The sequence below is a fragment of the Pseudomonas sp. SWRI51 genome, from assembly GCF_014268825.1.
GTDB classification, from domain to species: Bacteria; Pseudomonadota; Gammaproteobacteria; order Pseudomonadales; family Pseudomonadaceae; genus Aquipseudomonas; species Aquipseudomonas farsensis.
Genome location: NZ_JABWRG010000107.1, coordinates 1 through 16495 on the forward strand (window position 1 = coordinate 1; position 16495 = coordinate 16495).

Here is a 16495-nt window from a genome sequence, read left to right on the forward strand (position 1 = left end):
AACCCCGGCGGGGCTGACATCACACCCCCGCTTCAAAGGTTTAACTGGAAGCTCAACCTACGCGGTAGTTAGGGGCTTCTTTGGTGATCTGCACGTCATGCACGTGGGACTCGGCCATGCCGGCACCGGTGATGCGTACGAATTCAGGCTTGGTGCGCATTTCTTCGATGGTGGCACTGCCGGTGTAACCCATCGACGAACGCAGGCCGCCCATCAATTGGTGGATGATCGCGGACAGCGCGCCTTTGTAAGGTACGCGGCCTTCGATGCCTTCCGGGACCAGCTTCTCGGCACCGGCCGAGGAGTCCTGGAAGTAACGGTCGGAGGAGCCTTGCGCCTGCGCCATGGCGCCCAGCGAGCCCATGCCGCGATAGGCCTTGTACGAACGACCCTGGAACAGCTCGACTTCACCCGGGGCCTCTTCGGTACCGGCGAACATCGAACCCATCATCACGCACGAGGCGCCAGCGACGATGGCCTTGGACAGGTCACCGGAGAAGCGGATACCGCCGTCGGCGATCAATGGCACGCCAGTGCCTTCGAGTGCAGCTGCAACATTGGCGATGGCGCTGATCTGCGGCACGCCGACACCGGCAACGATGCGGGTGGTGCAGATGGAACCTGGGCCGATACCCACCTTGACGGCGTCGGCCCCCGCGTCGGCCAGGGCCTTGGCGGCAGCGCCGGTGGCGATGTTGCCGCCGATCACCTGCACTTGCGGGTAGGTTTCTTTGACCCAGCGCACGCGGTCGATCACGCCTTTGGAGTGACCGTGGGCGGTGTCTACGACCACAACGTCAACGCCTGCAGCTACCAGGGCCGCAACACGTTCGCCGGTGTCTTTGCCAGTACCGACCGCAGCGCCGACACGCAGACGACCTTGGTCGTCCTTGCTGGCCAGCGGGTAGGCCTTGGCTTTTTCGATGTCCTTGACGGTCATCATGCCCTTCAGGTTGAACGCGGCATCGACAATCAGGACTTTTTCCAGACGGTGCTTGTGCAGCAGCTCGCGGACTTCGTTCTTGTCGGCGCCTTCGCGGACGGTGACCAGACGCTCTTTAGGCGTCATCACCTCGCGGACTTTTGCGTCCAGGCGGGTTTCGAAACGCACGTCACGGGAGGTGACGATGCCGACCAGGTCGCCGTTCGCCAGCACCGGCACGCCAGAGATGTTGTTCAGGCGGGTCAGGTCGAACAGGTCACGCACAGTGGCGTCGGCCTCGATGGTGATCGGGTCCTTGACCACGCCAGCCTCGAACTTCTTGACCTTGCGAACTTCGCCGGCCTGCTGCTCGATGGTCATGTTCTTGTGGATGATGCCGATGCCGCCTTCCTGGGCCATTGCAATGGCCAGACGCGCTTCGGTCACGGTATCCATGGCAGCGGAGACCAGGGGAATGTTCAGCTCGATGCCACGAGTCAAACGGGTCTTGAGACTGACTTCATTGGGCAATACCTCGGAGTAACCAGGTACAAGGAGGATATCGTCGAAGGTCAGGGCTTCTTGGCTGATACGCAGCATCGCGGGGGCTCCCGGGCGGGAAAAATGGAAGCGCGCCATTATACTCATGCACGGCGCGCCGCTCAATGCAAAATAAGGGCCTTCGGTCAGCCGTGTGGCAGTTTTACCTGCACCACCGCCACCGGCTGGTCGAGCCAGTCAGCAAAACTGTCGAGAAAGGCCTGGGTAAAACCGGCCTCGCCCCAGTTGTTGAAGATGAACCCCAGGTTGGAAAAGGCACATGGCTGCAGGTAAAGAAAGCCATTGATGTCATCTTCGAAGCCGCACAGCGGGCAGGTGAAGTTGTCGCTCACCCCCGGCATCCATTCTTCGAGGCTTTCGAACAAGGGCTCGCCGACCTCGCGCCGGCACTCCGGGCAGCCGGCTTCTTCGACAAAACCTTCGGTGGGGGTATAGATGCAGCGCTTGAGCATCACCTCAAGGCCGTTGACCGGCTCGCCAAACGGCAGCAGCTCGGGGCGCAGGGCAACCTTGCGGGCGCCCTGGGCCAGCCTGTAACCCATGCGGTTGCCGGTGCGCCCGCAGGTGGTCAGCTGCTCTTCGACGACTTTTTCGCGCACCAGCCAGCGCAGGATGGCCCGGGCGCGGGCTTCATGCGACGGCACGGTAGACAGTTTGGGGACGATGATGCTTTGCGTGTTCATGAACGAAAGGAGCCTGCAAACTGCGGTAATGGCGCAATTCTACCCCCTGCTTAGCTGCTCAGGTAGCGGCCGATCAATGCCAGGCCACTGGCCAGTACCAGCCAGGTGACCAGCCGCACGAAGGCCTCGCGCGACAGTTTCAGGCTCAGGCGCCGGCCAGCCCACAAGCCGATGAACATCACCGGCAGCAGGCAGGCCGCCACCATCAGCAGCGCGGTGTCGGCATACACCCCGGCAATCAGGAACAACGACAGCCGCACCAAGGTGCTGCAACTGATCAGCGCACTTTGCGTGGCGCGCACTTGCTCCTTCGCTTCAAGCCGCGCGCTGAGGTAGATGGCATACAAAAAACCGCCGCTGCCAAACAGCGCGCCGAACAAGCCCCCTGCCGTACCCATTGGCACCGCCCACAGGCCGGACAATTGCGCCGGCCGGGTTTTGACTGCCAGGCTGTAGATGGCATAGGCGGTAACGAACAGGCCCATCAGCAACAGCAGCAGGTCGGACTTCAAGTGCAGCAAGAAGATCACCCCAAGGGTGCAGCCCAGCGCCATGCAGGGCAGCAACCGCAGCAGTTCGCTGCGCACCACATCGCGCCGTGACGGCAGCAGGTTGCCAAACGCTGCGACAAAATCCAGCAGCACCAGCAGCGCAATGATTCGCGACAGCGGCATGAAGTGGATCAACACGGGGCCGGCGACCAGCGCGGTGCCGAACCCTGCGATACCAAAGACAATGTAGGCCGCGGCGATGGCCAGCAGGATGGGCAACCAGTCGAGGCCGGTAAAAGACAGTTGGGCAAGCATTGCGGCAGCTCCAGAAAAGACAGCTGAAGGTTAGCCAGTGACGAGCCATGCCGACTAATATGCTTTTTCGCTACAAGCCATCTCAAAAAGGCATGCCATGAGTTCGATCCGCCAATTGCGCTATTTTGTCGAAATCGCCGAAAGCGGCAGTTTCAGCGCCGCCGCCGAGCGGCTGTACATTGCCCAATCGGCGCTAAGCCGGCAAATCAAGGAGCTGGAAACCCAACTGGGTACCGCATTATTCGAGCGCACCGCCCGGCTGCCTCGGCTGACCGTGGCGGGCGAGGCCTTCTTGCAGCGTTGCCGACGGCTGCTGGCAGACCTCGACCAGGCCGAGCACCTGGCCCGCGAAATTGGCCAAGGCCTGCGCGGCAACCTGCGCCTGAGCCATTCCAGCACAGTGCCGCTGACTGGCCAGTTGCTGCAACGGCTCAGCGGGTACCTGGGTGCCAACCCAGACGTAACCCTGGAAATCGCCCAGCAGTCATCAGAGGCGCAACTCGAAGACATCGCCGAAGGGCGCCTGGATATCGGCCTGCTGCGCCTGCCGGTGCTGCGCCAGCACGAGGGGGTGGTGCTGCATGCATTGTTCGATGAGCCGCTGCTGCTGGCAGTGGCAGCGCAGCACCCGCTGGCCGCCGAGGCTTCGGTGCAACTTGAGCAGTTGCGCGAAGAACGCTTCATTTCTGTGCCGCACCGCCAGCGCGGCGGTTTGAGCTATCTGTCGGCATCGCTCTGCATGCAGGCTGGTTTTTTTCCGCGGGCGGCGCAGGTGGTGTCGCGCAAGACCACGCAATTGCAACTCATCCAGGCCGGTCTCGGGGTGGCGTTGCTGCCTGCCAGCATGCAGGACATCGCCCCGCCGACGGTGCGTTTCATCGCGCTGGCCGAGGCCTGCCAGAGCAGCGTGGCACTGGCCTGCCATCGCGATGCGGCCCCTTTGGTACGTCAGTTTGCCGAGGCAATGGGGCCTGCGCGGCCCGCTCAGACAGATGCTGAAACGGGGTAACGGTGCATCTGCGCGTCGCCTCCTTTATAGTGCCCAGCATGATCAAAGACCCCTTCGAACGACTCGGCCTGGACCGCGAAGTCCTCACCGTCAGCCAGCTCAACGGCCGCGCCCGGGTGCTGCTGGAAGATGTGTTCCGCAGTGTCTGGGTGGAAGGCGAGATTTCCAACCTCGCCCGCCCGGCCTCCGGGCACCTGTATTTCACCCTCAAGGACAGCGGCGCGCAGATCCGCTGTGCGCTGTTCCGCCAGAACGCCGCCCGTGTGCGCCAGGGGCTGCGTGATGGCCTGGCGGTAAGGGTGCGTGGGCGGGTTTCGTTATTCGAGGGCCGTGGCGACTATCAGTTGATCGTCGACAGCGTCGAGCCTGCCGGCGACGGCGCGCTGCGCCTGGCGTTCGAAGCGCTGAAAGAAAAGCTCAGCGCCGAGGGCCTGTTCAGCACCGAGCGCAAGCGGCCATTGCCTGCCCACCCGCAGCGCATCGGCATCATCACCTCGCCCACCGGGGCGGTGATTCGCGACATCATCAGCGTGTTCCGCCGTCGCGCGCCGCAGGTCGAGTTGAACCTCATTCCCACTGCGGTGCAGGGCCGCGAAGCCATCCGGCAGATCGTCCAGGCTCTGCAAATGGCCGACCGGCAAGGCTTCGATGCGCTGATTCTGGCGCGCGGCGGTGGCTCGCTGGAAGACCTCTGGTGCTTCAACGAAGAAGCCGTAGCGCGCGCTGTAGCGGCCTGCGTCACCCCGATAGTCAGCGCCGTCGGCCACGAAACCGACGTTTCGATCAGTGACTTTGTCGCCGACGTGCGTGCCCCCACGCCATCGGCTGCTGCCGAACTGCTGGCGCCCGACAGCAGCGGCCTGCAACAGCGCCTCGACAGCCTGCAGCGGCGCCTGCTGCTGCGCATCCAGAACCGCCTGTTGCACGACCGCCTGCGCGTCGATGGCCTGGCCCGGCGCCTGCGCCACCCCGGCGAGCGGTTGCGCCAGCAGGCGCAGCGTCTTGACGACCTGGACATGCGCCTGCGCCGGGCCTTCGCCCAGGACCTCAAGCAGCGCCACGACCGCCTCGGCCGGCTCGACATGCGCCTGGCCGCGCAGCATCCGGGGCGCAACCTGACCCTGCTCAGGCAGCGCCTGGACGCCCTCGGCGAGCGGTTGCCACGGGCCATGCGCGAGCTGCTCAAAGACCGCCGCCAGCGCTTTCAGGCGCAACTGCAAACCCTGCAAGTGGTCAGCCCCTTGGCCACCTTGGCGCGCGGCTACAGCATCCTGCTCGACGAGCACGGCCAAGCGGTGCGCAGCGCGGCGCAAACGCACAATGGCCAGCGCCTGACGGCGCGCCTTAACGAAGGCGAACTCAAGGTGCGTGTCGAAGACAACCACCAGACCCCGGTCACCCTTTCGCTACTGGACTGACACATGCCCCGTCTCTTTGCCTCCCTGCTGGCCTTCGCCCTGCTGCTGCCACTCAGTGCTGCCCAGGCCAGCTATATCACCCGCGCCCTGAACAAGCCGGTGCCCGGCGGCGTTGCCGTGGTCGACCTGGGCCCGGCGGCCAGCGCCCCCAGTGCCCGTTTCGATGGCAAGCCGGTGCTGGTGGTCAAGGAGCAGGACACCTGGCTTGCAATCGTCGGTATCCCGTTGACGCAAAAACCCGGCGCTGCGGTGCTGACACAGGGCGGCCGTTCGCTGCCGTTCACCGTTGGCAGCAAGAAATACCCCGAGCAGCACATCACCTTGAAGAACACGCGCCAGGTCAACCCGAACCCTGATGACCTCAAGCGCATCGATCGGGAGCTGGCCGAGCAAATCAAGGCCTACCGCAGCTTCAGCCCCGCGCTGCCCAGCAACCTGATCCTCGACAAGCCGGTCAACGGGCCGCTGTCGAGCAAGTTCGGCGTGCGCCGTTTCTTCAATGGCGAGGAGCGCAACCCGCACGCCGGCCTGGACTTCGCGGTGCCCGCAGGCACGCCGATCAAGACCCCGGCCAATGGCAAAGTGATGCTGGTGGGCGACTACTTCTTCAATGGCCGCACCGTGTTCGTCGACCATGGCCAAGGTTTTATCAGCATGTTCTGCCATATGTCGAAGATCGACGTGAAGCCCGGCCAGGTGCTGCGCCGTGGCGATGTGGTAGGGCGCGTGGGCTCGACCGGCCGTGCCACCGGGCCGCACATGCACTGGAACGTCAGCCTGAATGATGCGCGGGTCGACCCGGCGATTTTCATTGGGGCATTCCAGCCCTGATTGACCAGCGCGGGGCCGGGGTTTTCCGGTGGGCGCAGGCTTGCCCCGCGATTTGCGCAATCAAAAAGCATCAAGCAACAACCAATCAACAAAACTCATAAAGCAGACATAAAATCTCGCAGAAACAGCTTTTTTAAGCATTTATCTCAATTTTTCCGCAGTGCTTGCCATCCCTCACCCCACTGGTTAGGGTTGAGCACATGAAAATCTCCAGCACCCTCATCCTGCTCCGACAACATCGCAGCCTCAACCTGGTCAGCGCACGACTACCAGGCTGAATCCCGCCGCCCCGCCTTTCATCTCGTTTTGCCCGGCAGGCCCGATTCAGGCCGCACACAAAAGGATTGCTTCCATGACCATGCTCAAAGACCCGTCGAAGAAATACCGCGCCTTCCCCACCATCGACCTGCCAGACCGCACCTGGCCGTCCAAGGCCATCACCGAGGCGCCAATCTGGTGCAGCTCCGACCTGCGTGATGGCAACCAGTCGCTGATCGAGCCGATGGATGCAGAGAAGAAACTGCGGTTCTGGAAGACGCTGGTCCAAGTGGGCGTGAAAGAAATCGAAGCTTCGTTCCCGTCGGCCTCGCAAACCGACTTCGACTTCGTGCGTACCCTGATCGAAGACGGCCACATCCCTGACGACACCACCATCCAGGTGCTCACCCAGGCCCGTGAAGACCTGATTGCCCGTACCTTCGAGTCGCTGCGCGGCGCCAAGAAGGCCATCGTCCACCTGTACAACGCCACCTGCCCGTCGTTCCGCCGCATTGTCTTCAACCAGGACAAGCAAGGCGTCAAGGACATCGCCGTCAACGCCGCCAAGCTGTTCGTCAAGTACGCAGCGCAGCAGCCAGAAACCCAGTGGACGTTCCAGTACTCGCCAGAAACCTTCAGCGCCACCGAACTTGAGTTCGCCAAAGAGGTGTGTGACGCGGTGATCGAGGTGTGGAACCCGACCCCTGAACACAAGATCATCCTCAACCTGCCGGCTACCGTTGAAGTGGCCACGCCGAACGTCTACGCCGACCAGATCGAGTGGTTCTGCCGCAACGTCAGCCGCCGCGACAGCGTGATCATCAGCCTGCACTGCCACAACGACCGAGGCACCGGCATCGCTGCCACCGAGCTGGGCCTGATGGCCGGTGCCGACCGCGCCGAAGGCTGCCTGTTCGGCAACGGCGAGCGTACCGGCAACGTCGACCTGGTGACCTTGGCGCTGAACCTCTACACCCAAGGCATCGACCCACAACTGGACTTCTCCGACATCGACGGCGTGCGCAAGGTGGTCGAGGAGTGCAACCAGTTGCCGGTGCACCCGCGTCACCCGTACGTGGGCGACCTGGTCCACACCGCATTCTCTGGCTCCCACCAGGACGCCATTCGCAAAGGCCTCACCAAGCAGCAGGAAGGCGAGCTGTGGGAAGTGCCGTACCTGCCGATCGACCCGGCCGACATCGGCCGCAGCTACGAGGCGGTCATCCGCGTCAACAGCCAGTCGGGCAAAGGCGGCATCACCTACCTGCTCGAACAGGAATACGGCATCAGCCTGCCGCGCCGCATGCAGATCGAATTCAGCCAGGTGGTACAGGGTGAAACCGACCGCCTGGGCCTGGAAATGACCGCCCAGCAAATCTACAAGCTGCTGCACAAGGAATACCTGCAGGCCAACGCCCCGTACGCCCTGGTCAGCCATCGCCTGCAAGAAGAAAACGGCAGCAGCAAGGTGGAAGTGGAAGTGGCCGGTGAAGGCGAAACCAACCTGCACTGGCACGGCAAGGGCAACGGCGCCCTGGAAGCGCTGGCCGCCTGCATGCCGGTAGCTGTGGAAATCATGGACTACAACGAGCACGCCATTGGCGCCGGCACCAACGCCAAGGCTGCGGCCTACATCGAGCTGCGCGTTGCCGGTGGCCGCCCGGTGCATGGCGTGGGCATCGATGAAAACATCACCACGGCAAGCTTCAAGGCGCTGTTCAGTGCCCTGAACCGCTCGCTGAGCCAGGAAGAGGCGAAAGCCGCCTAAGGCCAACGCCTGTGCAAAAGCCCGCAGCGATGCGGGCTTTTTTGTGCGCGCAGGCTTTGTTGCCAAGGCCATCATTTTGCCGCGCAGACTGGATATACTGCGCCAGCCCTTCCCCCCCTCATGCAAGGACACCCATGAGCCACCTGCAGGACTGCACCCGATGAGTGTTTCGCTGAGCGAACAGATCGGTGCCATGGCCCTGGTCGATCAGCTTCGCCATCGCGAGATGGAAATCCAGGAGCACCTCGACCTGCCGCAACGCCGCGCCGAAGTGGCCGAGCGCATCCGCACCTATTACCAGAACAGCGGCATCAGCTTTGACGACGCGCAGATAGAAGAAGGCGTGCACCAGTTCTTCTCGCGCCGGCTAATGTTCGAAGCCCCGCCCCTGGGCCGCGTGCAACGCCTGCTGGTGCGCCTGATCATGGCCCGCCGCAAGCTGCTGAGCTGGGCCGGCGCCGCGCTGCTGACAGCACTGCTGAGCCTGGGTAGCTTCGCCCTGATGGAGCGGCGTCAGAACCTCATGGTGGAGCGGAACGCGCACCAGTTGATCCTCGACAGCCGCAGCTTGCAAAACGACATCGCCCTCCAGCGCCAGCGCCTTGAGCAGGTGCGGGCACGCCTCAAAGCCAAGCCGCAGGCGCTGGTGGCAGACCTGGCCGAGAAGATCGAGCTCAGGCTGCCCAAGGCCTTGCCTGCGCCCATCGAGCTGCCGGCGTCGATCGACCGCGACAACCGCGGCCCGCTCAACGCCCGCATCAGCCAGGCGCAGGCCGAGCTGAACGCTGCGCGCGAGAACGTCACTTCCGCGACCCGCCGCTTGAACCGAGTGGACAGCGTCTACGCGAGCCTGGACTACCAGCAGCAAGTGCTCACCCGCCTCGACGCCATGCCGCTGTCCGCCGCCGATCGCAAACTACTGCTCGCCTGGAACACAGAAGCCAGCAACGACATCGCCGCGCTACGCCTGAAAAAAGCCAACGCTACCCTCAATGTACTCAAGGACTACCTTGATTATGCTGCGCGCCCGCTGAGCATCGAGCTGGTTGATCGGCCCGGGGTCAAGTCCGGGGTCGAGCGCTGCTACGAGGCGGCCGGGTGCAGCAAGAACAGCACCCGCGGCAAGAGCTGGTACCTGGTGGTCGAGCCGCTCGACGCCACGAGCAAGCCGGCGAGGATGCCGGTTACCAGCGTGGAAACCGGCCAGACCCAGTGGGCCGACCTGTTCGCCGTGCGCGTCAGCCGCGAGGAATATCTCAAGGTGCGCCAGGACAAGCTCGACGACGGCCATATCAGCGAGCGGATGATGGGCAGCAAACCGGCCAACAGCCTGATGCCCCTCTTCAATCAACGCACCAGCAGTATCCCTGACATGATCCTGGAGTGGTAAGCCCATGACCCCGAGCGCACTCTTTCGCGCCCTCGAAGACAACTCGCGCCAGGCCGAACAGCAACTGCGCGAGGCCGAGCAGGCGCTGTATGAAGGGTCCGAGCAACAGGCCCGGCTGGAACAGCGGATCGCCTCGAGGCTAGGCGATATCGTCAGCCTGCAACTGCAGGACACCGCCGCCCTGGATGAACGCTCACGCCAGCAGCTGGAGCAACGTGAGCAGGCCCAGGCCGCACTGCTGCAGACCTTGGAGCAGGCAGAGCGGATCATCGGCAATACGCTGACCAAGCACTATGCCCTGCGCCAGGACATCGCCAAGCTGGATGCCCAGGCCCAGGAGCACCTTGAACAAGACCCGGCCTCGCGCCAGTTGCTCAGCCAGCTCGAAGCCGCCCAACAGGCCGAACAGAGCGCCCACAGCGGCTACCAGGAAATTCGCGATGAATGCGCGAGCAAGTTGCAAGGCTACGCCGGCAACCCGCTGTACGCGTTCCTCAAAGCCCGCCACTACGGCACCCAACACTACCGCCCCTACCCACTGCAGCGCGCGCTGGACAACTACCTGGCCCGGCGCGTCGACTTTCATGCCAACCTGGCCAATGAGCAGATGCTGCTGGCCATGCAGGCACGCAACGAATCGTTGCGCCCGGCCCGCAGCACGCTGCGCGAGCAACTCGAGGCCCAATACCAACCACTACTGGAGCAGGCCCGCCAGTTGTTCGGCATGCCAAAACTGCAAGCCGAGGAGCAGGTGCTAAGCACCCTGTTGAGCGAATCCAAGGTGCGCGCCGCGTCGCTGCAGGCACAGCTGACCGAGTTCGCCGAACAGCGCGACCCGTACCTGTCGAGCATTCGCCAAACCATCACCGAACGGCTCAAGGCTCGCCCCCTGGCCGAGCTCGTGGCCGCCGCCGCACAAACCCCGGACACCCGTGACGACGTGCTGGCAGCCGAGTTGCAGGTTTTGCACGTGCGCCTGGAAGACCTGCGCAAGGGCCAGAAAACCCTGCAGAAGCGGGTAGCCAATCGCCGCTTGTACTACGAACGCGCCAAGGCCATCGAGCACGCCCTGCGTACCGAGCATTTCCAGGACGCTCGCCACGAGTACACGCTGCGCCACTCCATCGAGCAGATTCTCGGCGAATACATGCGCGGCGCTGCGGACCAAAAGGCGATTGAAAAAATACTCAATGAAGGCCGCGAATACGTGACGCACAGCCACCGTGGCTCTACGCGCTCATCAAGCTCGGACAGCTCAAGCAGCTCAAGCAGCAGCAGCGGTTTCCGAACTACCAGCAGTTCAGGTGGTGGCGGGTTCCGCACTACCGACAGCTTCTAAGCCCATCCCATCCAGACACCTACTCATGCAAGGACTCCCATGAGCCAATACCTCGAACGCGCCCTCGAAGGCCTGCGCAAACTCGGCATTTCCTTCGGCCAGCCCGCGCAACCTGCACCGGTACTGATGCTGCTGGACAAGGTCGCGCACTATGACAACCAGCGCATTGCAGGCATTGCCGCGGTGTTGCAGCAGGCGACGCTGTTCAACCAGACCGTGCGTGAACAGATCGCCGGCATGGACATCTCCGACCGCTACCTGAACATCACCGACAGCTTCACCTCGATTCGTGAAGATGCCGCGGCCATGGCGTCGTGGATGGATGACGGCCGCCTGGATACCCTCGAACGCCTGAAGATGGCCTGGATGCACATGGTCCGTGGCTCGATCCCAAGCCGCTTCGAGGACATCCGCAAGCACTACCTGGATGTCAGCCTGGCCGCCAGCGACCAGATCCGCCGCGAAAGCCTGATTCTTGAGTCGTACATGGATTTCCGCCTGGCGATGAAAACCGCCGAAGTGGACGCACAGCAAGTGCTGGCCCTGGCCGGCAACGCCCTGCAAGAGCGCACCCAGGCGCTGGACGCCGCCAACGCCAGCGTCGCGGCCGCCGAAGGTGCAGACCCCGCCAGCCGCGCCGCGCTGGAACTGAGCCGCGACGAAGCGGTACGGGCGCTGCAGAACGAAGACAAGAGCTACCAGATCGTCAAGGACATCGCCGATGACCTGCGCGTGGGCTACAACACCGCCGAGATGGTGTTTGCCCGCATCAGCCAGGTGCATGTGGTCAAGGAGCGCCAGTACCAGCGCATGGTGTCGTTCTTTGCCACCAACGAGGTGGTGCTCACCAGCCTGGCGGTGTCGTTCACGGCCAACCAGGGCATGGCCGAAGCCACCCACACCCTCAACGCCACCACCGACGGCATCAACAAGGGCCTGGAAGCCCTGGGCGAGTTGGGCAACAAGCAACTGGGCGCGGCCATGAAAGCCAGCTACGGTTCGACCCTGCGGGTGGAATCGGTGCGCGCCCTGGCCCAGGCTACCCTGGACTTCCAGAGCGACATGAAAGGCCTGACCGCCACCTACCGCGCCGAGTCGAGCAAAGCGGCACAGGAAATTGCCGACGCCGTCGAGGATGCCAAGCGCGCGTTCTCTGCACTGCTGACCAAAGCCGCGCAGTAACGCGCCGAGCTGTAGAAAAAGCTGAATGTGGGAGTTTCTATGGTTTCGGGCAAGTCGCTTTTGATTGTGTAGGGGCGGCCTTGTGCCGCGAAAGGACTGCGAAGCAGCCCCAGCGATTCTGGTGGGTGCTCAGATCCTGGGGCTGCTTCGCAGCCCTTTCGCGGCACAAGACCGCTCCTACACTGACCGCGTAGACGGCATCGATATGGGGATGGGCGAGTTCTGTGGGAGCTGGCGATAGCCTGCGATGAGGCCGGCACAGGCTTGCACAGAACCATGACGCTATTCGAAAGCACAGCTCATAAGACCCTGTATCTTGTCAGTCTCCTCACCTGGCGCCACACTATCGCCCATGAAAACCTTCACGCCCAGCTACCTCAAGCACCAGTTCCTGATCGCCATGCCGCACATGGCCGATCCGAACTTCGCGCATACGCTGACGTACATCGTCGAACACAACGAGAACGGCGCCATGGGGCTGGTGATCAACCGCCCGCAGGAACTGAACCTGGCCGATATCCTCGAGCAACTGCGCCCGGATGACACGCCGCCGCCCTCCACCCTTCACGTGCCCATCTACCAGGGCGGCCCGGTGCAGACCGACCGCGGCTTCGTGTTGCACAGCAACGAATGCAGCTTCCAGGCAACCGTGGCACTGCAAGGGCTGTCGCTGACCACCTCGCAGGACGTACTGCTGGCCATCGCCGCAGGTGTTGGCCCCAAGCAGAGCCTGATTACCCTCGGCTACGCCGGCTGGGAAGCGGGCCAGCTTGAAGCAGAGCTGGCCGACAACGCCTGGCTCAACTGCCCGTTCGACGCCGACATCCTGTTCGCCACTGCCAGCGACCTGCGCCTTGGCGCTGCGGCGCAGAGCCTGGGGATCAACCTGAGCCTGCTGACCAGCCAGGCGGGGCACGCCTGATGGCCGAACTGCGTCTGCTACTGGGCTTTGACTACGGCACCAAACAGATCGGCGTGGCGGTCGGCCAGGTCATTACTGGCCAGGCCCGCGAACTGTGCACCCTCAAGGCGCAAAATGGTGTGCCGGACTGGAACCAGGTCGAAAAGCTCATCAAGGAATGGAAGCCCGACGCCATTGTCGTGGGCCTGCCACTGAACATGGACGGTACCCCCAGCGAGATGAGCGAGCGCGCCGAGAAGTTCGCCCGCCGCCTGCATGGGCGCTACAACCTGCCGGTACACACCCACGACGAGCGCCTGACCACCTTCGAAGCCAAGGGTGAGCAAATGGCCCGTAGCGGGCGTCACGGCAGTTACCGCGACAACCCGGTCGATGCCATCGCCGCCGCCCTGCTGCTGCAAGGCTGGCTGGAGGCCAATATCTGAACCCGCTTTGCCGCCGGAGCTACCCGGCGCCCCGCCCCAGGAGCACGCAATGAGCCTACCCGATCCCGCCGCGCTGATCCGGCAGATGGCCGTCGACCTACGCGCCCATCTGGCCCGCCGCGCCATCGAGCAACCGCGTTTCATCGGCATCCGCACAGGCGGCGTGTGGGTCGCCCAGGCCCTGCAGGCCGAACTTGGCGATGCCAGCGCGCTCGGCACCCTGGACGTGTCGTTCTACCGCGATGACTTCAGCCAGAACGGCCTGCACCCACAAGTACGCCCCTCGGAGCTGCCATTTGAAATCGAAGGCCAGCACCTGGTGCTGATCGACGACGTACTGATGAGCGGCCGGACCATCCGCGCCGCGCTCAACGAGCTGTTCGACTACGGCCGCCCCGCCAGCGTAACGCTGGTGTGCCTGCTCGACCTCGATGCTGGCGAACTACCGATCCGCCCCAATGTGCTCGGCGCGACGCTGTCGCTGGCCGCCCATGAACGGGTAAAATTGACCGGCCCCGCACCGCTCGCCCTCGAGCGCCAGGACCTCGCCCCTGCTTCCGTCCTTTAAGAGTCCCCCGCGATGACGCCATTCGACGCCAAGCGCCCGCTGCAGCTCAATGATCAGGGCCAGCTGCGCCACTTCCTCTCGCTCGACGGTTTGCCCCGCGAACTGCTCACCGAGATTCTCGACACCGCCGACTCGTTCCTTGAAGTCGGCGCCAGGGCCGTGAAAAAGGTCCCGTTGCTGCGCGGCAAGACCGTCTGCAACGTGTTCTTCGAAAACTCCACGCGCACCCGTACCACCTTCGAGCTGGCTGCTCAGCGCCTGTCAGCGGATGTCATCAGCCTGAACGTGTCGACCTCCTCGACCAGCAAGGGCGAGACGCTGTTCGACACCCTGCGCAACCTTGAGGCCATGGCCGCCGACATGTTCGTGGTGCGCCATTCCGACTCGGGCGCGGCGCACTTCATCGCCGAGCACGTGTGCCCGGACGTTGCCGTGATCAATGGCGGTGACGGACGCCATGCGCACCCGACCCAGGGCATGCTCGACATGCTGACCATTCGCCGGCACAAAGGCAGCTTCGAGAACCTGTCGGTGGCGATTGTCGGCGATATCCTGCATTCGCGCGTGGCCCGCTCGGACATGCTCGCGCTCAAGGCGCTGGGCTGCCCGGACATCCGCGTGATCGGCCCGAAAACCTTGATCCCGATCGGCATCGAGCAATACGGCGTGAAGGTCTACACCGACATGGCAGAAGGCCTCAAAGACGTCGATGTGGTGATCATGCTGCGCCTGCAACGCGAACGCATGGCCGGCGGCCTGCTGCCCAGCGAAGGCGAGTTCTACCGCCTGTTCGGCCTGACCACCGCGCGCCTGGCCGGGGCCAAGCCCGATGCCATCGTCATGCACCCAGGCCCGATCAACCGCGGCGTTGAAATCGAATCTGCGGTAGCCGACGGCAAGCACTCGGTGATCCTCAACCAGGTGACCTATGGCATCGCCGTGCGCATGGCGGTGCTGTCCATGGCCATGAGCGGGCAGAACGCGCAACGTCAATTCGACCAGGAGAACGCCCAGTGACCCTCAGCATTCTTGGCGCCCGGGTCATCGACCCCAACAGTGGCCTGGATACCGTTACCGACCTGCACCTGGACGCCGGCCGTGTGGCCGCCATTGGCGCAGCACCTGCAGGCTTCAGCGCCAGCCGCGTGATCGAGGCCGCTGGCCTGGTTGTCGCCCCCGGCCTGGTCGACCTCGGCGTGTCGCTGCGCGAGCCTGGCTACAGCCGCAAAGGCACCATCGCCAGCGAAACCCGTGCAGCGGTAGCCGGCGGCGTCACCAGCCTGTGCTGCCCGCCACAGACCAAACCGATTCTGGATACTTCGGCAGTTGCCGAGCTGATCCTTGACCGCGCCCGTGAGGCGGCCAACAGCAAGGTGTACCCGATTGGCGCCCTGACCAAGGGCCTGGAAGGCGAGCAACTGGCCGAACTGGTGGCGCTGCGCGACACCGGCTGCGTGGCGTTCGGCAACGGGCTCAACCAGATCCCCAACAACCGTACCCTGGCCCGTGCGCTGGAATACGCGGCCACCTTCGACCTGACTGTGGTGTTCCATTCCCAGGACCGTGACCTGGCCCAGGGCGGCCTGGCCCACGAAGGCCCGATGGCCAGCTTCCTCGGCCTGCCCGGCATCCCTGAGAGCGCCGAGACCGTGGCCCTGGCGCGCAACTTGCTGCTGGTCGAGCAGTCTGGCGTGCGTGCGCACTTCGCCCAGATCACCAGCGCCCGTGGCGCGCAGCTGATCGCCCAGGCCCAGCAACGCGGGCTGCCGGTCACCGCCGATGTGGCGTTGTACCAGCTGATTCTGACCGACCAGGCGCTGCGCGATTTCTCAAGCCTCTACCATGTGCAACCGCCGCTGCGCAGTGCGGCTGACCGTGACGGGCTGCGTGAAGCGGTCAAAACCGGGGTTATCCAGGCGATTTCGAGCCATCACCAGCCCCATGAGCGCGACGCCAAGCTGGCGCCGTTCGGCGCCACGGAGCCGGGTATCAGCAGTGTGGAACTGCTGCTGCCACTGGCCATGACCCTGGTCGAAGACGGCCTGCTGGACCTGCCAACGCTGCTGGCGCGCCTGTCCAGCGGCCCGGCTGCGGCCATGCGCCTGCCCGCGGGTGAGCTGAAAGTCGGCGCGGCTGCGGACCTGGTGCTGTTCGACCCGAGCGCCTCAACCGTTGCCGGCGAGCAATGGTATTCGCGCGGCCAGAACTGCCCGTTCATCGGCCACTGCCTGCCGGGCGCTGTGCGCTACACCCTGGTCGACGGGCACGTCTGCTTCGAGGCCTGATAAACGCCTATCGCGGGGCAAGCCCGCTCCCACGGGCGCACCTTCAGCTACGTGGGAGATTCTATGGTTTTGTACAAGCCTGTTCCCGCCAGATATATCTCCTTGTGGCGAGCGGGCTTGCCCCGCGT

The 16495-nt window shown here is 63.9% G+C and carries 15 protein-coding genes; 12 read left to right on the top strand and 3 right to left on the bottom strand.

Features of this window, described 5'->3' with window-relative positions:
* Positions 1 to 52 precede the first annotated feature (52 nt).
* The 3 genes from guaB to HU720_RS21260 all read right to left on the bottom strand — a co-directional run bounded on the left by guaB (position 53) and on the right by HU720_RS21260 (position 2972).
* Positions 53 to 1522, bottom strand: a complete 1470-nt coding sequence (gene guaB / locus HU720_RS21250) for an IMP dehydrogenase (RefSeq protein WP_186522550.1) — start codon at positions 1520 to 1522, stop codon at positions 53 to 55.
* Between the two features lie 86 nt (positions 1523 to 1608).
* The gene (locus tag HU720_RS21255; RefSeq protein WP_186522551.1) at positions 1609 to 2166 is read right to left on the bottom strand and encodes a sugar ABC transporter ATPase; all 558 of its coding nucleotides are present in this window, start codon (positions 2164 to 2166) and stop codon (positions 1609 to 1611) included.
* A gap of 50 nt (positions 2167 to 2216) precedes the next feature.
* Complete coding sequence (locus tag HU720_RS21260) at positions 2217 to 2972, bottom strand: sulfite exporter TauE/SafE family protein (protein WP_186522552.1); 756 nt, start codon at positions 2970 to 2972, stop codon at positions 2217 to 2219.
* A gap of 97 nt (positions 2973 to 3069) precedes the next feature.
* Between HU720_RS21260 and HU720_RS21265 the strand changes: the two genes are divergently transcribed.
* The 12 genes from HU720_RS21265 (at position 3070) to HU720_RS21320 (ending at position 16367) form a co-directional block, all read left to right on the top strand.
* Positions 3070 to 3981, top strand: a complete 912-nt coding sequence (locus HU720_RS21265) for a LysR substrate-binding domain-containing protein (RefSeq protein WP_186522553.1) — start codon at positions 3070 to 3072, stop codon at positions 3979 to 3981.
* A gap of 38 nt (positions 3982 to 4019) precedes the next feature.
* Positions 4020 to 5399, top strand: coding sequence for an exodeoxyribonuclease VII large subunit (gene xseA, locus HU720_RS21270; RefSeq protein WP_186522554.1), 1380 nt, complete (start codon positions 4020 to 4022; stop codon positions 5397 to 5399).
* Positions 5400 to 5402: 3 nt separating this feature from the next.
* Complete coding sequence (locus HU720_RS21275; protein ID WP_186522555.1) at positions 5403 to 6230, top strand: M23 family metallopeptidase; 828 nt, start codon at positions 5403 to 5405, stop codon at positions 6228 to 6230.
* A gap of 352 nt (positions 6231 to 6582) precedes the next feature.
* Complete coding sequence (gene leuA / locus HU720_RS21280; protein WP_186522556.1) at positions 6583 to 8256, top strand: 2-isopropylmalate synthase; 1674 nt, start codon at positions 6583 to 6585, stop codon at positions 8254 to 8256.
* A gap of 160 nt (positions 8257 to 8416) precedes the next feature.
* On the top strand, positions 8417 to 9646 hold the full coding sequence (locus HU720_RS21285) for a DUF6384 family protein (RefSeq protein WP_186522557.1): 1230 nt from the start codon (positions 8417 to 8419) through the stop codon (positions 9644 to 9646).
* Positions 9647 to 9650: 4 nt separating this feature from the next.
* Positions 9651 to 10985 (top strand): hypothetical protein, encoded by a 1335-nt coding sequence (locus HU720_RS21290; protein WP_186522558.1) that lies wholly within the window; start codon positions 9651 to 9653, stop codon positions 10983 to 10985.
* A gap of 39 nt (positions 10986 to 11024) precedes the next feature.
* Positions 11025 to 12167 (top strand): merozoite surface protein 3b, encoded by a 1143-nt coding sequence (locus HU720_RS21295; RefSeq protein WP_186522559.1) that lies wholly within the window; start codon positions 11025 to 11027, stop codon positions 12165 to 12167.
* A 352-nt stretch (positions 12168 to 12519) separates the two neighbouring features.
* Complete coding sequence (locus HU720_RS21300) at positions 12520 to 13089, top strand: YqgE/AlgH family protein (protein ID WP_186522560.1); 570 nt, start codon at positions 12520 to 12522, stop codon at positions 13087 to 13089.
* Complete coding sequence (gene ruvX, locus HU720_RS21305) at positions 13089 to 13514, top strand: Holliday junction resolvase RuvX (protein ID WP_186522561.1); 426 nt, start codon at positions 13089 to 13091, stop codon at positions 13512 to 13514. Before HU720_RS21300 ends, ruvX begins: the two co-directional genes overlap by 1 nt.
* A gap of 49 nt (positions 13515 to 13563) precedes the next feature.
* Entirely contained in the window at positions 13564 to 14082 is a 519-nt protein-coding gene (pyrR, locus tag HU720_RS21310) for a bifunctional pyr operon transcriptional regulator/uracil phosphoribosyltransferase PyrR (RefSeq protein WP_186522562.1), read from the top strand.
* A gap of 12 nt (positions 14083 to 14094) precedes the next feature.
* Positions 14095 to 15099, top strand: a complete 1005-nt coding sequence (locus HU720_RS21315; RefSeq protein ID WP_186522563.1) for an aspartate carbamoyltransferase catalytic subunit — start codon at positions 14095 to 14097, stop codon at positions 15097 to 15099.
* A complete protein-coding gene (locus tag HU720_RS21320; RefSeq protein WP_186522564.1) occupies positions 15096 to 16367 on the top strand; it encodes a dihydroorotase in 1272 nt (423 codons plus the stop codon). The genes HU720_RS21315 and HU720_RS21320 overlap by 4 nt, the downstream gene beginning before the upstream one ends.
* The last annotated feature ends 128 nt before the right edge of the window (positions 16368 to 16495 follow it).